The organism is Polyangium sp. 6x1, assembly GCF_029946515.1.
GTDB lineage: Bacteria > Myxococcota_A > Polyangia > Polyangiales > Polyangiaceae > Polyangium.
This window is the reverse complement of sequence record NZ_JARZHH010000049.1, coordinates 47776-65042: the sequence shown is the minus strand read 5'-3', so window position 1 is coordinate 65042 and position 17267 is coordinate 47776. Positions and strand designations below refer to the sequence as shown.

14 protein-coding genes are annotated in these 17267 nt (G+C 69.2%); 7 read left to right on the top strand and 7 right to left on the bottom strand.

All coding sequences use genetic code 11. The annotated features are described in order from the left end of the window. Window positions 1–9: 9 nt before the first annotated feature. Together QHF85_RS34665 and QHF85_RS34660 are read right to left on the bottom strand one after the other, a co-directional pair. Window positions 10–885 carry a lysophospholipid acyltransferase family protein gene (locus QHF85_RS34665; RefSeq protein WP_281331667.1) on the bottom strand — a complete coding sequence of 292 codons (876 nt, stop codon included), beginning with the start codon at window positions 883–885 and terminating at the stop codon, window positions 10–12. 98 nt (window positions 886–983) lie between these two features. Further along, complete coding sequence (locus QHF85_RS34660) at window positions 984–1271, bottom strand: hypothetical protein (RefSeq protein WP_281331666.1); 288 nt, start codon at window positions 1269–1271, stop codon at window positions 984–986. Between the two features lie 81 nt (window positions 1272–1352). Here QHF85_RS34660 and QHF85_RS34655 point away from each other — a divergent pair, with 81 nt between their 5' ends. After that, window positions 1353–2213, top strand: a complete 861-nt coding sequence (locus QHF85_RS34655) for an ATP-binding cassette domain-containing protein (RefSeq protein WP_281331665.1) — start codon at window positions 1353–1355, stop codon at window positions 2211–2213. Here the strand turns inward: QHF85_RS34655 and QHF85_RS34650 are convergent. From QHF85_RS34650 to rpsB, 3 genes are all read right to left on the bottom strand, one after another. Then, window positions 2210–3145, bottom strand: a complete 936-nt coding sequence (locus QHF85_RS34650; RefSeq protein WP_281331664.1) for a polysaccharide deacetylase family protein — start codon at window positions 3143–3145, stop codon at window positions 2210–2212. The two genes, QHF85_RS34655 and QHF85_RS34650, sit on opposite strands and share 4 nt — an antisense overlap. Next, window positions 3138–4076, bottom strand: a complete 939-nt coding sequence (gene tsf / locus QHF85_RS34645) for a translation elongation factor Ts (protein ID WP_281331663.1) — start codon at window positions 4074–4076, stop codon at window positions 3138–3140. Before tsf ends, QHF85_RS34650 begins: the two co-directional genes overlap by 8 nt. A 223-nt stretch (window positions 4077–4299) precedes the next feature. Then, a complete protein-coding gene (rpsB, locus tag QHF85_RS34640; protein WP_348652784.1) occupies window positions 4300–5202 on the bottom strand; it encodes a 30S ribosomal protein S2 in 903 nt (300 codons plus the stop codon). Between the two features lie 332 nt (window positions 5203–5534). On the opposite strand from rpsB, the gene QHF85_RS34635 reads away from it, so the two are divergent. The 5 genes from QHF85_RS34635 (at window position 5535) to QHF85_RS34615 (ending at window position 12063) form a co-directional block, all read left to right on the top strand. Next, a complete protein-coding gene (locus QHF85_RS34635; protein ID WP_281331661.1) occupies window positions 5535–6974 on the top strand; it encodes an ATPase domain-containing protein in 1440 nt (479 codons plus the stop codon). Next, the gene (locus QHF85_RS34630) at window positions 6971–7354 is read left to right on the top strand and encodes a response regulator (RefSeq protein WP_272421676.1); all 384 of its coding nucleotides are present in this window, start codon (window positions 6971–6973) and stop codon (window positions 7352–7354) included. Before QHF85_RS34635 ends, QHF85_RS34630 begins: the two co-directional genes overlap by 4 nt. Before the next feature lie 99 nt (window positions 7355–7453). Next, window positions 7454–7882 (top strand): PilZ domain-containing protein, encoded by a 429-nt coding sequence (locus QHF85_RS34625; protein WP_281331660.1) that lies wholly within the window; start codon window positions 7454–7456, stop codon window positions 7880–7882. A gap of 46 nt (window positions 7883–7928) precedes the next feature. Further along, window positions 7929–10037 carry an IPT/TIG domain-containing protein gene (locus QHF85_RS34620; RefSeq protein ID WP_281331659.1) on the top strand — a complete coding sequence of 703 codons (2109 nt, stop codon included), beginning with the start codon at window positions 7929–7931 and terminating at the stop codon, window positions 10035–10037. A gap of 19 nt (window positions 10038–10056) precedes the next feature. Further along, window positions 10057–12063: an IgGFc-binding protein gene (locus QHF85_RS34615; RefSeq protein WP_281331658.1), complete on the top strand. Its 2007-nt coding sequence runs from the start codon at window positions 10057–10059 to the stop codon at window positions 12061–12063. 59 nt (window positions 12064–12122) lie between these two features. Here the strand turns inward: QHF85_RS34615 and eutB are convergent, their stop codons facing one another. Continuing rightward, window positions 12123–14588: an ethanolamine ammonia-lyase subunit EutB gene (gene eutB, locus QHF85_RS34610; protein ID WP_281331657.1), complete on the bottom strand. Its 2466-nt coding sequence runs from the start codon at window positions 14586–14588 to the stop codon at window positions 12123–12125. A gap of 194 nt (window positions 14589–14782) precedes the next feature. On the opposite strand from eutB, the gene QHF85_RS34605 reads away from it, so the two are divergent. Beyond that, window positions 14783–15823 carry a hypothetical protein gene (locus tag QHF85_RS34605; RefSeq protein ID WP_281331656.1) on the top strand — a complete coding sequence of 347 codons (1041 nt, stop codon included), beginning with the start codon at window positions 14783–14785 and terminating at the stop codon, window positions 15821–15823. Here the strand turns inward: QHF85_RS34605 and QHF85_RS34600 are convergent, their stop codons facing one another. Next, entirely contained in the window at window positions 15824–17104 is a 1281-nt protein-coding gene (locus QHF85_RS34600) for a hypothetical protein (RefSeq protein ID WP_281331655.1), read from the bottom strand. Between the last annotated feature and the right edge of the window lie 163 nt (window positions 17105–17267).

The following is a 17267-nucleotide window of genomic DNA, read 5'->3' as shown; positions in this document are numbered from 1 at the left end:
CGCGCGCGCTCAGCCCTTCGTCCGGCGGAGCTCCTTCCACCGCCGGTGCAACCACAACCACTGCGCCGGGTACGTCTCGACGAACGACGCGAGCGCGTCCGTGATCCGCGCCGCGACCCGCTCGACCTCGGTCCGCGTGGCGAGCGCCTCCGGCTCGATCAGGTCGAAGGCGTCGAGCTCGTGGAGCCCATCCTCGCGGCGACGACCGAACGCGACGACGATCGGCGCGCGCGCGCGTGAGGCCATCAGCACCGGCGCGAGATCACACCACGCAGGCGCGCCGAGGAACGGCAGCCGCGTGACGCCGGCGGCGCGCTCGGGGGCTTGATCGATCATCATCGCGACGACGTCGCCGCGGGCGAGCGCTTCCCGCACGCGCGCCGTGGCGCCGCGGGCGTCGACGAGCAGGACGCCGCGCTCGGCGCGCAAGCGTTGCCACGTGCGATCGAGCGCGCGCCAGGACAAACGCTTCGTGATCACGTGCAAGGCCGGCGCGCGCCCCGACGGACCCGCGCGCTGCCGAAGCCACGCCGCCGCCGCGCATGCGGAGAGATCCCAGTTGCCCGTGTGCGCCGTCGCGATCACCACGCCGCGACCCCGCGCGACGGCTCGCGTGAACAGGTCCGCGGCCCGCGCCGACACCACGAGCTTCGACGCGAGCGGCTCATCCGGCCTCCCCGCCGTCCAGAGCAGCTCGAAGAGGCCCGCGCCGAGCGAGCCGTACATCGCAGCCGCCGCGCGCCGCGGCGCCGGCACGCCTGCGCGCGCCATGGCGGACTCGACGTGGCGTCTCCGTACCCGGACAAACCCACCGACGAACGCGCCCAGCGCCGCGCCGAACGAGCGGAGCGCGCGGTACGGCAGGAGCCCCACGAGGCGCGCCACGAGCCACATCCACAGCGGTCCCCGCGGACGCTGCGGAACGGACTCGGGCGCGCCCTCCGCGTGAGCGCCGAGCGACGCGGCCGCTCGGCCTCGCGCGTTCAACCCAAGAAGCCCGCCTTGCGGCCCGTGGAGACCTTCGTGCCGCCGTCGAGGCTCACCGCGAAGAGGTCCTCGCGCGCCACGAAGAACGTCTCGCCCTTGTTCGAACGTGCCCGGATGACGCCGTGGGCCATCCGGATCGACTCCACCTTCGCGATGTTCAGCGCGACGCCGTCGTGCGCGGCGTACAGCGTCAGGACCTGCCCCTCCGGCAGGCGGAGCCAGCCCTCCGGGTCGGTCGTGACGCCAACGCTGTCGAGCACGGTGCGAAACATGTCCTCGGTCATGCGGCACATTTCCCGCCTTCCCCCCCACGCGTCAAGCGCGAGGGCCCCTCGGACGAGACCGCGTGGTAGCCTCGACGCGCGATGTCCGCCGGAGGCACGAGCGAACCACCCCGGATCCCGCCGGAGGATCACGTCTTCGTCGACAACGTGAAAAAATCGTTCGGGACGACGCAGGTCCTGAAGGGCGTGACGATGCACCTCCGCCGCAAGGAGACGGCGGTGATCATCGGCGGCTCGGGCGCAGGCAAGACGACGCTGCTGCGGCTGCTCATCGGCCTGGAGAAACCCACGAGTGGGCACATCTGGGTCGACGGCGAGGACATCGGCCCGCTCGGCGAGCGTCCGATGAACCGCGTGCGGCAGAAGTTCGGCATGGTCTTCCAGTACGCCGCGCTGCTCGACTCGCTGAACATCTTCGACAACGTCGCGTTCCCCTTGCGCGAGCACCGCAAGCACATGTCGGAGAAGGACATCCGCGACAAGGTCGTGGGCATGCTGAACCTGCTCGGGCTCGAGAACAAAGAGAAGCGCATGCCGAGCGAGCTCTCGGGCGGGCAGAGGAAGCGCGTGGGCCTCGCGCGCGCGCTCATGCTGGAGCCGAAGATCCTGATCTACGACGAGCCCACGAGCGGCCTCGATCCGCAGACCAGCCGCATGGTCGACGATCTCATCGAGGAGACGCGAGACCGGTTCGGCGTGACGAGCGTCGTGATCTCGCACGACATGGCGAGCACGTTCCGCATCGCGCACCAGGCGTTCCTCGTGATCCAGGGACAGGTCGTCGCGTCAGGCACGCCCGACGAGCTCGCCTACGGCGAGAGCGAGATCGCGCGCGAGTTCATCGCGGCCTCCGGCGTCGCGCCCGAGCGCATCTCGCGCGTCGAGAGCCTGAAGCAAGCGGCCGAGGGCGGCGCCGCCGTGCGTTATCACCCTTCGAGCTAGACGACCTCGTTCGCAGCTTCTTCGAGCGTGACGAACCGCGCGCCGCGCCTCGCGAGCACGTCGATCGCCGCCGAGAGCGCGTCGAGCCTGCGCGCGAGCGGGATCCGCAGCTCGCGCTGATGCACGGCGAGGTGCGCGAGGCCGTCGTCCGCGTCGAGGAAATCGATGCCGTGAAGCTCGAGGTTCACGAGCGGCTCGCCCGCACACTGCGCGGCGAGCAGGCGCGCGACGCGGGGACCGGCGAGGGCGATCGAGGTGCCGATGAAGGGCAGGCGGAGGCCCGGCGTGACCTGGATCGGGAGCTCGACGAGGTCGCGGTTTCCCGGGCGGAACAAGGGTTTGCCCGGACGATACGGGCGCGTCGGCGCGGCGAGCACGCGCGGGGTGTCGAGCACCGAGGCGCTCGTCCGGCCTGCAAGGCGCATCGCGCCCATCACGAGCGCCTTCGCGCCGTAGTACGAAGGGCACGGGAAGACCGACGAGTCGAAGCGCAACCCGAGCGCCGAGAGCACGTCGAGCACGACATCGGTCACGGTGTACCCGGGCGCGCGGAAGCCCACGGGACGTCGGCCCGTGGCACGCTCGATCGCGTCCTGCCCGGCCGCGATGTCGCGCGTGATCTCCTCGCGCGAGGCACGCGTGAGGTCGTAACGATGCGAAAACGAGTGGTTCTCGACGACGTGACCACGCGCAGCGAGATCCGCGAGCTTGGCCGCGCTCGCGGGCCTCGCGAGATCCGCGCCGATGGCGAAGAGTGTCAGGGGAAGATCGTGCGCCCGCGCGAAGTCCGCCATGCGGGCGAGGGCGACGTCGTAGACGGCGTGGCGGGCCGCGGCCTCGTCCGCGAGCGGAGCGAGGCCGTGGATGTGGTGGTAGTGCGAGATCCCGTCGAGATCGACGGAGACGGCGCCGAGACGCGCCGTTTCAGCCACCGGCCATCTTCGCAACTTCCGAAGCGAAGTCAGGCCCCTGCGGCTTCTCGATGCCCTCGCCGCGCTCGAAGCGGACGAAGCGCACGATCTTCACGCTGCCGCCCGCGGCCTTCTCGGCGGCCTGGCGCAGCTTGTCGATCGTCTGGCCAGGGACCACGACCGACTCCTGCTCGGTCAGCGTGACCTCGCTGAACCACTTGTTGAACTTGCCCTCGATGATCTTGGGCCACGCGCTCTCGGGCTTCGGCTTCGGGTCCTCGCGGAGCTGCCCCTCGAAGATCTCCTTCTGCTTGGCCTTCGCGTCGTCGCTGATGTCCTCGCGGACGAGCGCGACCGGGTTCATCGCCGCGATCTGCATCGCCGTCTCGTCGGCGAACTTCAGAACCTCGGCGTGCTGCGCGAGCGCGTCGTTCTCGGTCTCGAGCGCGAGCACGACGCCGATCTTGCCGCCGAGGTGCACGTACGCGTGCGCCAAGCCCGACTTGCCGGCGGGGACCTCGGTGCGATCCCAGCGGCGAATGTCGATCTTCTCGCCGATGCGCGCCGTGAGGTCGACGATCACGTCGCCCACCTTCTTGCCGCGGAGCTCGCTGTTCTTGAGGTCGGCGCCGAGGGGCGCGGCCTCCGCGAGGCAGAGCACGTCACCGACGAAGTTCTTGAACTCGTCGCTGCGCGCGGAGAAGTCCGTCTGGATGTTGACCTCGACGAGCGTGGCGGCGCGCTTGTCCGTCGAGACGGACGCGCGGACCTCGCCCTCGCTGGCGACCGCGCCGGCACGCTTGGCGCTCTTCGCAAGGCCCTTCTTCAGGATGATCTCGACGGCCTTTTCCATGTCGCCCTCGGCCTCGGTGAGGGCGTTCTTGCAGTCGCTCATGCCCGCCTGCGTACGCTCGCGGAGCTCCTTGATCGCCTGCGGATTGATGCCGGCCATGGCTCGTACTCCTCCGAAAAAATGGATCGTTCGTGTTGGGAAAATCTTCGAGGTCCGGGCGCCGGCTCGGCTCGTCCGAGCGAAGCCCCGAACGTGGACAGGATGCTCTCAGCGGTCCCCGGGGGCCGAAGGTGGCAGGAAGGGCGCCACCCCGAGCGAGGCGTGAAACCTCGAGCTCGAAAGGGAGCGCCCTCCCGTCACGCTCGCCCTGCCGGGCGCGTGCTCACTGCTGGGGCTGCTCGCCGCCGCCGCCGCCGCCGCGGGGGCCGCCACGGCCGCCACGGCCGCCACGGCCGCCCTGGTACACGTTGATCTCGTCACGACGGCCGCCGCCGCCCTGCTGCGGGCCGCCCTGCTGCGGACGCTCGCGATCCTGCTCGCGCTCCACGTCCTTGCGGCGCTGCGAGCCCTCGAGCGCGGCGTCGGCGATGCGGGCCGTGATCAGCCGGATCGACCGGATCGCGTCGTCGTTGCCCGGGATCACGTAGTCGATGAGGTCCGGATCGCAGTTCGTGTCCGTGATCGCGATGACCTGGACGCCGAGCTTGCGCGCCTCGTTCACCGCGATCGACTCCTGGTGGGGGTCGATCACGAAGATCGCAGCCGGCACGCCGCCCATGCCCTTCAGGCCGCCGAGGTACTTCTCCAGGCGATCGCGCTCCTTCTCCATGCGCGCGACCTCCTTCTTGACGAACTGCTCGTACGTCCCGTCCTCCTTCATGCGCTCGAGCGTGCGGAGGCGGTCGAGGCCCTGCTTGATCGTCCGGAAGTTCGTCAGCGTGCCGCCGAGCCAGCGGTTCGTGACGAAGTACATCCCGGAGCGGCGGGCCTCTTCCTGGACGATGTCCTGGGCCTGGCGCTTCGTCCCGACGAACAGGATGCTGCCGCCGCGGCCGACCGCGTCGACGACGAAGTCGTACGCGCGCTTGAAGAGGCGCACCGTCTGGTCGAGGTCGACGATGTGAATGCCGTTGCGCGCGCCGTAGATGAACGGGCGCATCTTCGGGTTCCAGCGCTTCGTCTGGTGGCCGAAGTGCACGCCCGCGTCGAGCAGCGAGCGGAGGGGAAGCGGGAACTCACCGGGGCCGGGGGGCACGAAGGTGCCGGCAGACTCGGCAGTGGACATCGAAACGTCAGTCATGGCACGGATTCCTTGCTCGGGTTCGGTTGGACCTCCGCTCCCCATCCTGCGGACAACCCCCGGGGATCCTCAGATCCTTCGGGAGCACCGGCCGCAGGTCCCACCTTTGGGGCGTGTGCCGGGGGAGCGTGTGGAGTCCGTTTGCCTTGGCAAAATGCTCGGGCAAACGGGGGCGCGCATCCTGCCCCGCGACATGGGGCTTGTCAACGGAAGGAGCTGGCCTTTCGTTCGGTTCCTCGCGGTGAGCCTCCCCACGCGCTATCCGTAGAGAGGAGAACGCGACGGCGGACGGACCACCGGCATCCCAGGGGCACGCCATGAAACAGGATGACGCCGAGCGACCCAGCCTCGACCGCATTCCCACGGGGATCACGGGCCTCGACACCGTCCTCGGCGGAGGCTTCCTGGCCGGTAGCGTCCACCTCGTCGTGGGCCCGCCCGGCAGCGGCAAGACGATCCTGGCCAACCAGATCACCTTCCGCCGCGCCGCGACCGGACAGACGGCCGTGTACGTCACGCTGCTCGCGGAGGCGCACGCCCGCATGCTCGCGCATCTCGGGGGGTTCGAGTTCTTCGACCCGACCTTCGTCCCCCACCGGATCGTCTACATGAGCGGGTACGGTGTGCTCGAACAGAGCGGGCTCGACGGCCTGCTCGAGCTGCTCGGCCGTACGATCCGGGAACACGGCGCGATGTTCCTCGTGCTCGACGGGCTCGGCACCGCGGAGGAGTTCGCCCCCACGACGAGCGTGTTCAAGCGGTTTTTGCTGACACTCTCGACGTCGGCGAGCTTGACCGGCTGCACGATGCTCCTGCTCGCCACGCAGCGCGCCTCCGACATGCCGCGGCCCGAGCAGGCGACGGTGGACGGGCTGATCACGCTCGACAAACGCCGCATCGGCGCGCGCTCGGAGCGCGAGCTCGTGGTCGAGAAGATGCGGGCCACGAAGTACGCGCTCGGCGCCCACGCGATCGACATCGACAGCAAGGGCTTCCACGTCTACCCGCGGCTCGAGGCCTGGCCCTTCCCGCCTCCCTCCACGGTGCCCCCGAAAGGGCGGCTCGGCTTCGGCGTGCCGGGGCTCGACGCGATGCTCGGCGGAGGCGTGCTCGCCGGATCGTCCACGGCGCTCATCGGGGCCCCCGGGATGGGCAAGACCCTGCTCGGGATGAGCTTCCTCCTCGAGGGCATCCGCCGCGGCGAGCGCGGGATCTACCTCGGCTTCGGCGAGGGCCCGGCGCGGATCGTCCAGGCCGCAAGCGGGATTGGGCTCGACGCCCAGGGCGCGCTCGATCGCTCCGAGCTGACGATGCTATGGTACCCTCCCACCGAGGGTACGGCGGACGCAGTTGCGTGGCGCCTACTCGACGAGGTCAGCGAGGAGGGGCAGAAGCGCGTGTTCATCGACGAGCTCCGCGGCTTCCGCAACATGGTGACGGACGTCGAGCGACTCGATCGCTTCCATGCAGCGCTGTGGGCCGAGCTCGCGAGACGCGGCGCGACCACGCTGCTCGCGGAGACGATCTCCACGTGGGAGCGCGTGCCGAGCACGGGCTCGCTGCCGCAGGCGGCGTTCGTCGACAATGTGATCGTCCTCGAGGAGGAAGAAAAAGGGCGTCGGCTGCGCAGGTTCGTCGCGACGCGCAAGGTCGCCGGCGGCAAGCACGATCCCTCCTTGCGGAAGCTCCACATTTCGAGCCAGGGGATCGAGGTGGAGCGGCCGAGCGCGCGAAGGCGCCTCCGGGGGAGCGCGTGAAGACGATCCTCGTCGTGGACGACGAACTCGACATTGTCGACGTGCTGAGCGACCTCCTCACCGCGGAGGGCTACCGCGTGATCACGGCCTCGAACGGGCGTGAGGGGCTCGCGCGCATCGCCGAATCGCGGCCGGACCTCGTGCTGCTCGACCGCATGATGCCCGTCGTGGATGGAGCCGAGATGCTGCGGCTCATGCGCGAAGACGCTTCGCTCGGGGGCATCCCGGTCGTGATGATGAGCGCTGCGGAGGGGCGGAGGCTCTCGCAGGAGCTCGGATGCGCGGCGTTCCTCAAGAAGCCCTTCGACCTCGGCACGCTGCTCGACACGGTCGCGCGCCTCGCTGGTAGGGGTGATCGCGAAGAGGTCGCGCGGAGCTAGCAGCGGTCCGAGGGCACACCGTGTCCGGGGCGTTCGGCCTTGTCACGAACGACGCTCCCGCGGGAAGATGGCTCCCCGAGCGCGCGCCGAGGAACGCCCATGAGCAACCAAGATCGTGAAGAAGAAGCACCGCTTTCCGAAGGCCCCTTGTCGGGTCCTGCATCGGACCGCCGCACCGCGTTGCGACATACGGCCGTCTTCCCCGCCCACGTCGACACGGGCAACGGAAACAAGCGCACCGCGGTGATCCGCGACCTGAGCGTCTCGGGCGCGCTCCTCTTGACCCGCGCGCGCGTGAAGATCGGCGACGAGGTCACGCTCTCGCTGTACCTGACCGGAGATCCGAACCAGTGCCGCGAGGTGAAGGGCCGCGTCGTGCGGGACGAGCGGCGCAGCGTCGAGGTCTCGGACATCTGGCCGTACGCCGTCGCCATCCACTTCAACGAGCCGTTCGAGGACATCGAGCCGGCCGTGAAAGCGCTCGCCGAGAAACAGGCGAGCCTCGGCTTGACCAGCAAGGAATCCTGAGCGGCGAGCCTCGCCCGTACCTGCCTGCATCGCGTACACTCGAGGTGTGCGCGACTTCAAAGCCAGCCCGAAAAAGCTCGTCCTCCGGGGCTTCCTGCTCATCGCGCTGACCGCGTCCGCGTGCATCGCCGGCGCGCCCGAGGGCATCCGTCGGCAGACCGACGGTGACGGAGAAGATCCGCTCATCAATTTCGACGGAGGCGTGCCGCCCATCGACGCCGCGCCCGACATCCCGAACGCGGATCCCTACGCCGTGATCGGCGCCGATCCCACGCACGGCCCCTTCACCGGCGGCCAGCGCGTGCTCATCCGCGGCAATGGCTTCGCGGCGGCCACGCGCGTCTGGTTCGGCGAGGTCGAGGCCGATGCGTCGACGATGGTCCCGATCGACCCGACCCGCCTGCAGATCGTCGCGCCCAAGGGCACGGCCGGCCCGGTCACGCTCACCGTGCAAAAGGGCGACGACGACTCCACGCGCCGCTCGCTGCCCGGCGGATACGCCTACGACGCGCTCTACGCGGCGCCGTCGAGCGGGCCCGTCGCCGGCGGCACGGTCGTCGAGATCGTCGGCGACGGCACGAGCTGGGGGCCCGGCGCGGTCGCCAAGATCGCGGGCAAACCCTGCACCACGCAGACCGTCAACGGACCCACGTCGATCACGTGCACGGTCCCCAAAGGCACGCCGGGCGCGAAGCCTGTCTCGGTCGACGCGGGCGACGGCCAGCCGATCGTCGTGCTCGACGCGTACACCTACGAGGACAGCACGAACGGCTTCAAGGGCGGCCTCTCCGGCGATCCGCTCGCGGGCAAGCTCAAGGTGCTCGTTTACAACAACTTCACGGGCGATCCGATCCCCGGCGCGCGTGTGATCGTCGGCAGCGATCTGCCGTCCGCGCTCGTGAAGCAGGTCGATTCGACGGGCGTGATCCTCTTCGACGATCCCTCGCTCACCGGGCCGCGCACCGTGACCATCGCGGCCAAGTGCCACAGCCCCATCTCGTTCGTCGACGTCCCCGTCGACACCGTCACCGTCTACCTCGATCCCGTCCTCAGCCCTGCGTGCGTGGCCGACGGCGATCCTCCGCCGGTCGGGGGCAAACCCGGCGCGGGCGGCGGCATCCGCGGCGAGCTCGTCTGGACCGGCAACGTCGAGTTCAAGAAATCTCCCTGGATCAACATCCCAGCGCCCGCGCCGGGCGAACGCCAGGCCGCGTACGTCTTCCACGCGAACCTCGACCCGACCGCGGCCTTCCAGCTCCCGCACCCCTCCACGGCCGTCCTCCCGGATACGCCCGGCGAGATCGGCTACGCGTTCCAGCTCGGCAGCAGCGCCGGCAACCGCGCCCTCTACGCGCTCGCCGGCATCGAGACCACGAACACGGCGGCGCCCAAGTTCACGGCCTACGCGATGGGCATGGTGCAAGGCGTGAGCGTGCAGCCGGGCGCGTACACCGATCAGGTCTACATCGTGATGGATCGGACGCTCGATCAAGCCCTCACGATGGACGTCACGCCGCCCGCGCCGGGGCCGAAGGGGCCGGATCGCGTGCGCGCCACGGTCTCCGTGATGCTCGGCAACGACGGCTACGCGATCCTGCCCTCGGGCGTGAAAACGCCGCTCCTCCCGCTCGCCGGCCCCATCCCGTTCGTCGGCCTGCCCGCGCTCGACGGCTCGCTGTTTGGCGCGACGTACCTCTCCACGGCCCGCGCAGTCACGGGCCCGCAGGCCTCGGCGCCGATGTCGGTCGTCGGCCGCCTGCTCTCCACGAGCACCGCCGAGAGCCTCCTCGTGGACGGGTTCGTCGGCGTGCCGACGCTGAACACGCCGGCGAGCGGCGCGGCCTGGGACGGCCGTCACCTCGCCACCACGTTCGGCGCCGGCGGCTCCGCGATCGACCTCTCGGTCTACGACATCGCGAGCGGCGGCGGCCTCATCCGCTGGACCGTGGTCGTGCCCAAGGGCTCGCACGCCGTCGAGGTCCCGGATCTCTCGGGCTTCCCCTTCCCCGAAGGCGGCCTGCCGGGCGGACCCCTCACCATCGGCGTCTACGGCGCGCGCGTCGACAAGTTCTCCTACGGCGCGCTCCGCTACCGCGACATTCGACCGAGCGGGATGAGCGCCTACGCCCTCGACTACTTCAACGTGTTCCTGTGACCGCGACGAGGAAACGCGCATGAACGAGCGATCCAGGCGCTCGAAGAGGCTCGGCCGGGGCGTTCTCGTCCTCGGCGCCCTCGTGGTGCTCGCGAGCTGCTTCGACAAATCGACCCGCTGGGAAGAGGTCGAGCCGAAGCCCCCGCCGCCGCCCGCGTGTGTCGTCGGCCTCGAGCGCTGCACGACCGCGCTCGAGCGCTGCACGGACGACGGCGCGGGCCCTGCGTGGACCCTCGTCGAGGACTGCGCGGCCGAGGGCCTCGTCTGCGCGCCGACCTTGCTCCGCTGCACGGCTTGCCTCCCGAATGATGGGACCTGCAAGGGACAGGAGGCCTACCGCTGCAACGCCGACGGCACCGTCGCGACGCTCATCGACACGTGTGATGCGTCGAAAGGCATCGCGTGCCGCCTCGGGAGCTGCGTGGACCTCTGCGGCCGCGCGACCGTCGAGAAGAGCAACGTCGGCTGCGAGTACTGGGCCGTGGACCTCGACAACGCGAGGATCGACGCAACGAGCAACGCGGCCGCGCAGCAGTTCGCGGTCGTCGTTTCGAACCCGCACCCGGACGTCGCCGTCTCCGTGCACATCGCGCAGGACGACAGCCTGCCCGGCTCGCCCGCGGCGCCCTACGACATCGCCACCGCGGTCATCGCGCCCCTGAACCTCCAGGTCTTCAAGCTCGGCCCGCGCGAGGTCGACGGCAGCCCCGAGGGCGAATACGACACCGGCACGCACACGGCGCTGACGAGGCACGCCTTCCGCATCCGCTCGGATTTCCCCGTCGTCGCTTACCAGTTCAACCCGCTCGAGAACGTGAACGTCTTCTCGAACGACGCGTCGCTCTTGAAGCCGACCGAGGCGCTCTCGTTCGGCGTCGGGGACAGCCTCATCACGTCGTACGTCGTCGTCGGCTGGCCGCAGACGATCGCCGCGACCGACGATCCGGACACGAACTTCAACCCGAACGCGCCCATCCACCTCCGCTCGTTCCTCACGGTCGTGGGCACGCAGCCGGACACCCTCGTGCGCGTGAAAACGGCGGCGAAGGTCGTGGGCGGCGGCCCCGTGCTCGAGACGCCGGCGAACGGCACGATCGAGGTGCGCCTCGATGCCTTCGACGTGCTGAACCTGGAGACGGGCGATTTCAACGCCGACTTCACGGGCAGCACCATCGAGTCGACCGGGCCCATCGCGGTCTTCACGGGCGGCGAGGCCTCGGACGCGCCCCATTTCCCGACCCTCGCGTACCGCCGCTGCTGCGCCGATCACCTCGAAGATCAGCTCGATCCGGTCCGCACCGCCGGCAAATCGTTCGCCATTCCGCACACGCCGAGCCGCACGCACATGGTCAAGCAGGCCGGCGGGCTCATCGACGAGGTCCCCGAGCCCGATTACGTCCGCTTCGTCGCCGCCTCGAAGGCCGGCGCGAAGATCACCACGAGCCTGCCGCCGCCCTACGACGTCCTCGAGCTGAAATGGCTCGGCGATTCCGCCGAGGTCACGACGTACCGCCATTTCACGGCCGAGAGCACGGAGCCCGTCATCGCGGCCCAGATCATGAGCAGCCAGGACGCCGCGGGCGTACGGCGCGGCCTGCCCGGCGGCGATCCGAGCCTGCTCATCGTCCCCCCGCTCGAGCAGGCTCGGCCCGATTACGTCTTCCTCACCCCCGACAAATACGCATTCGATTACATCTCGATCGTCGTGCCCGCGGGCCAGGGCGCCCTGCTCGACGAGATGCTGGTCGACGCCGATGCCTGCGCGGTCGCCCCGGCCGACGGCCTCACGCTCGAAGAGCGCGGCGGCCTTCCGCCCGAGCTGCTCGTCTACGACTGCCAGCTCAGCTTCCCGCTCATCGAAAGCCTCTCGAACTTCGTGATCACCTTGCCGGGCAAGCAAAATGACGGCGTCCACCGGGTCGTCGCCGGCGTGCCGATCCTCGTTTTGGTGGGCGGGTTCGATTCGTACGTGAGTTATTCGTACGCGGCGGGCACCGATCTCCGGGAGATCGCGCTGCCGCAATGAGCCGCGCGCCGGGGGGCTCGCTCGGCGCTCCCGAGCCGAGCCCCCGGGCGGCCTTCGTTTCAGGCCTTCGCGCGCAGATCGTTGAGCTGCGTCACCACCTGCTTTGCGGACTCGACCGGGTCCTTCTGCATGCTCGCATTCATGGCGTACGTCGTGTCGGCGAGGCCTGCGAGGACACTCGTGATGTCGTGGTCGACCTTGCCCGCCTGGGCCCAGACCTCGACCTTCGGGGTCGTCATGTACACCGAGAACGCGCGGTGCTCGCTGCCCGGCCGCTCGCCGATGATGTGCACGATCGCGCGCGTGCTCTGCTTGTCCGCGAGCTTCCCGAAGAGCACCTCGCCGACGTGATACCCCGCGCGCACGCGGCCCGCCGTGCACACGACGTGCTCGGGCGCGACCTTGTAGCCGGCCTCTTCGAGCTTCGCGCGCAGCGCCGGCAGGAACTTGTCGACGTGGCCCGGATCCGAGATCGAGTAGGCATTCAGGCCCTCGGAGATCATGATCTGCACGTCGTACTGGCCCGCGTGCGCGTCGCGCAGCTTCTCGATCTCCGGGATCGCGTCCTCCTTGATCTGCTCGCCCGTCGGCGGATGCAGGATGTAATCGTCGCGATCCTTTGCGCCCGTCCAGATCTTCACCGCGGTGGGGATCGTCGCGACGAACGCCGGCTCGAGGTCGGCGTAGATGCTCTTCTTGCCGTCGGCGACGAGGTCGCGGATGTACTTGTCGAGCTCGGGGTTCAAATCCCACGGGTTCGTCCCGTAGCCCTCGGCGATGAATACGCCCCGCTTCTTCACGGCGTCGAGCGCGTCGAGCGTCTCCTGCGCATTCATGATCTCGTCCACGGTGCGCATGTCGAGCGGGTTCTTCGCCTTCACGTATTTCGCATAGACGTACTTCACGTTGCCGAAGTACTGCGTGGGCTTGCCCTGCGCGTCGATCACGCCGAGCTCCTGGAAAAAGGCCCACATCTTGTCGTCGACCTTGTAGCCGAACTTCTCGCGGATCCGGACGTGGTCCTGGAATGCGGTCGTCAGGTACGAGAGCATCGGATCGTTCTTCGTGGGCAAACCCATGAGGTAGGCGGGGTTCGCCGGCATGATCTGGTCGATGCACCAGTCGAGATCGTCGAGATCGACCGACATGTGCAGCGTCGAGCAGATGTCGAGGCCGATGGGCAGGCCGTGGAGCTTGCCCATCACGATGTCCTCCAGGCAGCAGCGGACGAGCTGATCCTTCGTGCGGAAGACCTCAGGGCCGATGAAGCCGGCCACGTCGTTCAGGTGCACCCACGGCGCCTCGGCGTTGCCCGCGGCCTTCTGCGCATCGGCCACCTTCTTCTTCAGCGCGCGCGCGAAGCCGTACTTGCGTGACTCGTGCACGACCATGTCGAAGCCCGCGCCGTGGCCGTTCGTCGCGTCCGCGCCCTGGCCCGTCTCGAAGTAGAGGCCGTATTTGCCCGGGCGCTCGGCCGCGTGGTTCAGCATCTTCTCCACGGTCACGTCGAACGTCGCGTTCGCGTCGACCGTGCTGCCGAGGCTCTGGAACCAGAGCGCCGTGGAGCCCGGGAACTGCTTCTCCACCTCGGCCTGCACGTCGATGTGCGCAAGGCAGCAATGCGGCAGCACGTCTTCGAGCTTGAACGTGACGAGCACGTCCTTCAGCGCCTCCTCGATGGCGTGCACGCTCGCAACCTCGCTCGACACGGGGTTGTTGCCGAGCACGACGTCGCCGACCGCGAAGGCGAAGCCGTTGAACACCTGCCAGATGATGTCGGTCGTATCGTCCGTGGGCGAGTTCGGCTGGATACGCGCGCCCATGTAGCCCTTGGCGCCGATCTTCGAGCCCGGCAGGGGATTGAACACCGTCTGGCCCACCTTGATGAGCTCGTCGTTGCTCATGAGCTTCACGATCATGCCGATGATGTCGCTCGGCAGGCCCACCATCACGGCCTTGATCTCGTCCTCGGTCTTTTCGAGCAAAAACGACTTGAGCTGCGACATCTTCCAGGCGCGCACGCCGTCGAGCGCGGCCGCGTCGGTCGCCTGCATGATCAGCGTGTACACCGCGTCTTCGAGCATCGGGCGATCCGCGAGAGCGCTGACCGTCGTGTTCCCGAGCAGCTTGCGCGCGTTGTCGCGCGACGTCTGGTCGCAAGCCGCGATCCCGAGCGCGTCGTCGCCTTCCTTGAATTCGTTCGCGGCGCCGATGACGGCCTTGTAGAACTCGTGGTCGTACTGGCCCTTGATGCGGGTGACGTACGTGATGACGTCCTCGCCGTCCCCGATTTCGGGGATCGAGACGCACGGCGTGGTGGGCGGCTTGACGCTCGGCGGATTGGCGGGCTCGGAGCTACACCCGGCCGCGAACGCCGCGGCTGCGCCGCCGAGGAGCCCCATCATGAAGGTGCGACGGCGGAGCGCGACGGACGTCGGGCTCGCTGCTGCGGGAAGCGGCGCGGCCGCCGTCCGAATCTGCCGAGGTCTACGAGGACGAGTGAGCTCGTTTGTCAGCTTCTTCATGCGATCGTGCTCCCAAGCAACCATCCAAAGACTGCGTCACCCGCGTCGCGGCGAGCCTATGGAATCCGCCAACCACCCGCGGAAGGGACCTTTCGAATAAAGGCCCCCCGCATCAATTGTAGGCCGAGCGTCCTCGCTCTGGCAACGCCCTCCTCGTGGATCGGGTATGGTGCTCGCCCGAACGAGGCAACGACATGGCTTACAAACGGCGGATCGGGATTTTCGTGGGGCTCTTCGCGTTTTTGGGCGGGTGCCAGATCGTTGGCAGCCTCGAGCCGGAGCTCGTCCTCGCCTCCGGAGACGAGGTTTGCGGCGATGGCGTGGACGACGACGGCGACGGCCTCGTCGATTGCGCCGATCCCGATTGCGGTGCGGACCTCTGCGTCCCGAACGCACCTCCCGGCTGGGAAGGCCCGTTCTGGGTCCGGCGCTCGCCCTGGGACGGCATGTCCGGGCCCTCGTGCCCCGCGGGCTTCACGGGATCCGCCCATTACATGTCCCCCGTGCCCGCGGCCTGCACGCCTTGCACGTGCGGCGACGTCGAGGGCGCGGCTTGCAGCCCGCCGAAATTCCGGTGCTGGGCCTCCAAGAATTGCTCGGGAGATGCGGTCAACACGACGATCGCGACCGTCGGGGGATGCGAGAAGCCCTTCATTTTCCAGTTGAACCCGGGCGCCGCGAGCTGTCGCATCATCAACCCCGGCGACCTCCTGTCGAATGGTACGTGCCCGGCGAGCGGAGGTGAGCTCACGGATCCGGGGCTCTTTCAGCAGATCGTGTCGGCCTGCGAGCTCGCCGCGGGGGCGGGCTGTGCGGAGGGCTCCTCCTGCGCGCCTCCGCTCGACGACGGAGCGCGGATCTGCGTGCGGAGCAGCGGCGGCGGCGTGTGCCCGAGCGGATGGGACGGAGAGACGATCACCGCGTATACGAGCGGGCAAGACGCGCGCAATTGCGGTGCTTGCACGTGCAAACAAGACGTCGGCGTCTGCGAGGGCGGGACGTATCGAATCTTCGATGCCGACGGCTGCCAGGAGGCCGGGTCGGGGGCGGACGCGGATCCGCCGATCGACGTCACGGGGAGCGCCTGCGCCAACGTCTCCGCGCTCGCCGATTCTGGCACCTTTTCGATCCAGGCCCTCGAAGCCAGCGTCCTTCCAGTCACCTGCACGGCCGAGGGCGGCGCCCCGAGCGGCGCAGTCCTGATGGAAGGCGCCGTCAAGTATTGCTGCCGTTAGTCATTCCACGCGAAATCGAGGATCCTGCCGGATTTCGCGGATCCGCTCGCGCGCCGAGGGTTCGTCCGGGCCGATGTCGGCCGAGTCGCCGCCCGCGCCGATCGAGATACGCCGGCCGGCGCCCAGGTCGAGATCGCAGAGCCCCTCGCCCCAGAGGATCGCGGCCTCGATCGGGCGGCGTTCGCCGCGCGGTTCGGCCGGGCCGAGCACCACCTCGAAGAGCTGACCGAGGTCGTGTTTCGCGCCGCCCCGGCAGAAGCGCGGCGCGCTCTTCGGCACGTGCTGGCCGAGCTCGCCGAGCAGGAAGGGCAAACCCAGGCTCCGGGCGATCGTGAGGTCACGGTCGAGCTTCCACGTCGCGCGGGCGAACCCGGGGTCCTGGGCCTGGGGCGCCACGTCCGTGTAGACGTGCGCCGTCCAGACGAGCCGCGCCCGGAGGGAGGCGGGGAGCGCCTCGACCCACGCGCGCTGGAAGGACACGTAGGCCGCCTCGTGCCCGCGCAGATCGCCGAGCAGGATCGGGTGCGGCAAACGCTCGCCGAGCAGGCGAAGCGCGGGATGGACGAATTCGCGCACCCAGGCGCCGGCCTCGGGGCCCTCCCAGGTGCCGCGGGCGACGTTCCGGAACGTGTCGAGCTCGTTGACGAGCTCGAAGGCCAGGATCGCGCGGTCCTCCGCGATTTCGCGCCGCGCCGCGAAGGCCTCGATGCGATCGGCGAGGGACCCGGCGCCTCGTTCCCTCCAGCCGCCTTCGAGATAAAAACGTCGGGCGAAGAAGGGGCTCTTGGGGTCCTGCTCGTCGAGCGAGCGCGCGCTGTCCGGCGCGCCGTAGCCGGCCTGGTGGTTCTGCAGCGTCACGATGAAGCGCAAAGGCCGCTCGCGGCGCGCGTTCTCGTCGAGCAGGAGCGCGAGCACGTCGGCGGCGTGTTTGATCTCGGTCGGCGAGCCCGTTTGCTTCAGCGAACCCCACAGGCGCACGACGGGCGCGCCGCTGCGGGCCATCGCGTCGAGCGCGGCGCAGGCGACGCGGCGGCGAGCGAGCTCGGTCGGCCCGCCCTCGTAGACGAGTTTGTCGAGCAGATCAAAAAGGTGCGTCCCGACGAACCGCAGCCGCACGGGGCGTCCGTCGAAGTCCTGCTCGAGGTGCCCGATCGTTCCGGGTTTGGCAGGGACGACCCGCGCGAACCCGTCCGGCCGCGGCCAGGCCCCGCTCCCTTCGCGTGTCTCGGCGCAGGCCGGAGGCGGACGCGGCGCCGGAGGCAAAGGCAGATTCGCGTGCACATTCGAAGGTGCCGGCGAATCCGGAGCTGGCGTTGGTTTCGTGAGCGGCGCGGGGAGAGCGGCGTCGGGACGTGACGGCGCATCACATGCGGCGACGATGAAAAAGAAGGCTAGAAAAAAACGCATCGCGGGACAGAAGAGGCCCCGCACCCGAAACGAGGCG

Excerpts from the sequence above, each read along its gene's own strand:
- QHF85_RS34660 (WP_281331666.1), bottom strand. The coding sequence starts at position 1,271 with ATGACCGAGGACATGTTTCGCACCGTGCTCGACAGCGTTGGCGTCACG.
- QHF85_RS34655 (WP_281331665.1), top strand. The coding sequence starts at position 1,353 with ATGTCCGCCGGAGGCACGAGCGAACCACCCCGGATCCCGCCGGAGGAT.
- tsf (WP_281331663.1), bottom strand. The coding sequence starts at position 4,076 with ATGGCCGGCATCAATCCGCAGGCGATCAAGGAGCTCCGCGAGCGTACG.
- rpsB (WP_348652784.1), bottom strand. The coding sequence starts at position 5,202 with ATGTCCACTGCCGAGTCTGCCGGCACCTTCGTGCCCCCCGGCCCCGGT.
- QHF85_RS34635 (WP_281331661.1), top strand. The coding sequence starts at position 5,535 with ATGAAACAGGATGACGCCGAGCGACCCAGCCTCGACCGCATTCCCACG.
- QHF85_RS34625 (WP_281331660.1), top strand. The coding sequence starts at position 7,454 with ATGAGCAACCAAGATCGTGAAGAAGAAGCACCGCTTTCCGAAGGCCCC.
- QHF85_RS34615 (WP_281331658.1), top strand. The coding sequence starts at position 10,057 with ATGAACGAGCGATCCAGGCGCTCGAAGAGGCTCGGCCGGGGCGTTCTC.
- eutB (WP_281331657.1), bottom strand. The coding sequence starts at position 14,588 with ATGAAGAAGCTGACAAACGAGCTCACTCGTCCTCGTAGACCTCGGCAG.
- QHF85_RS34605 (WP_281331656.1), top strand. The coding sequence starts at position 14,783 with ATGGCTTACAAACGGCGGATCGGGATTTTCGTGGGGCTCTTCGCGTTT.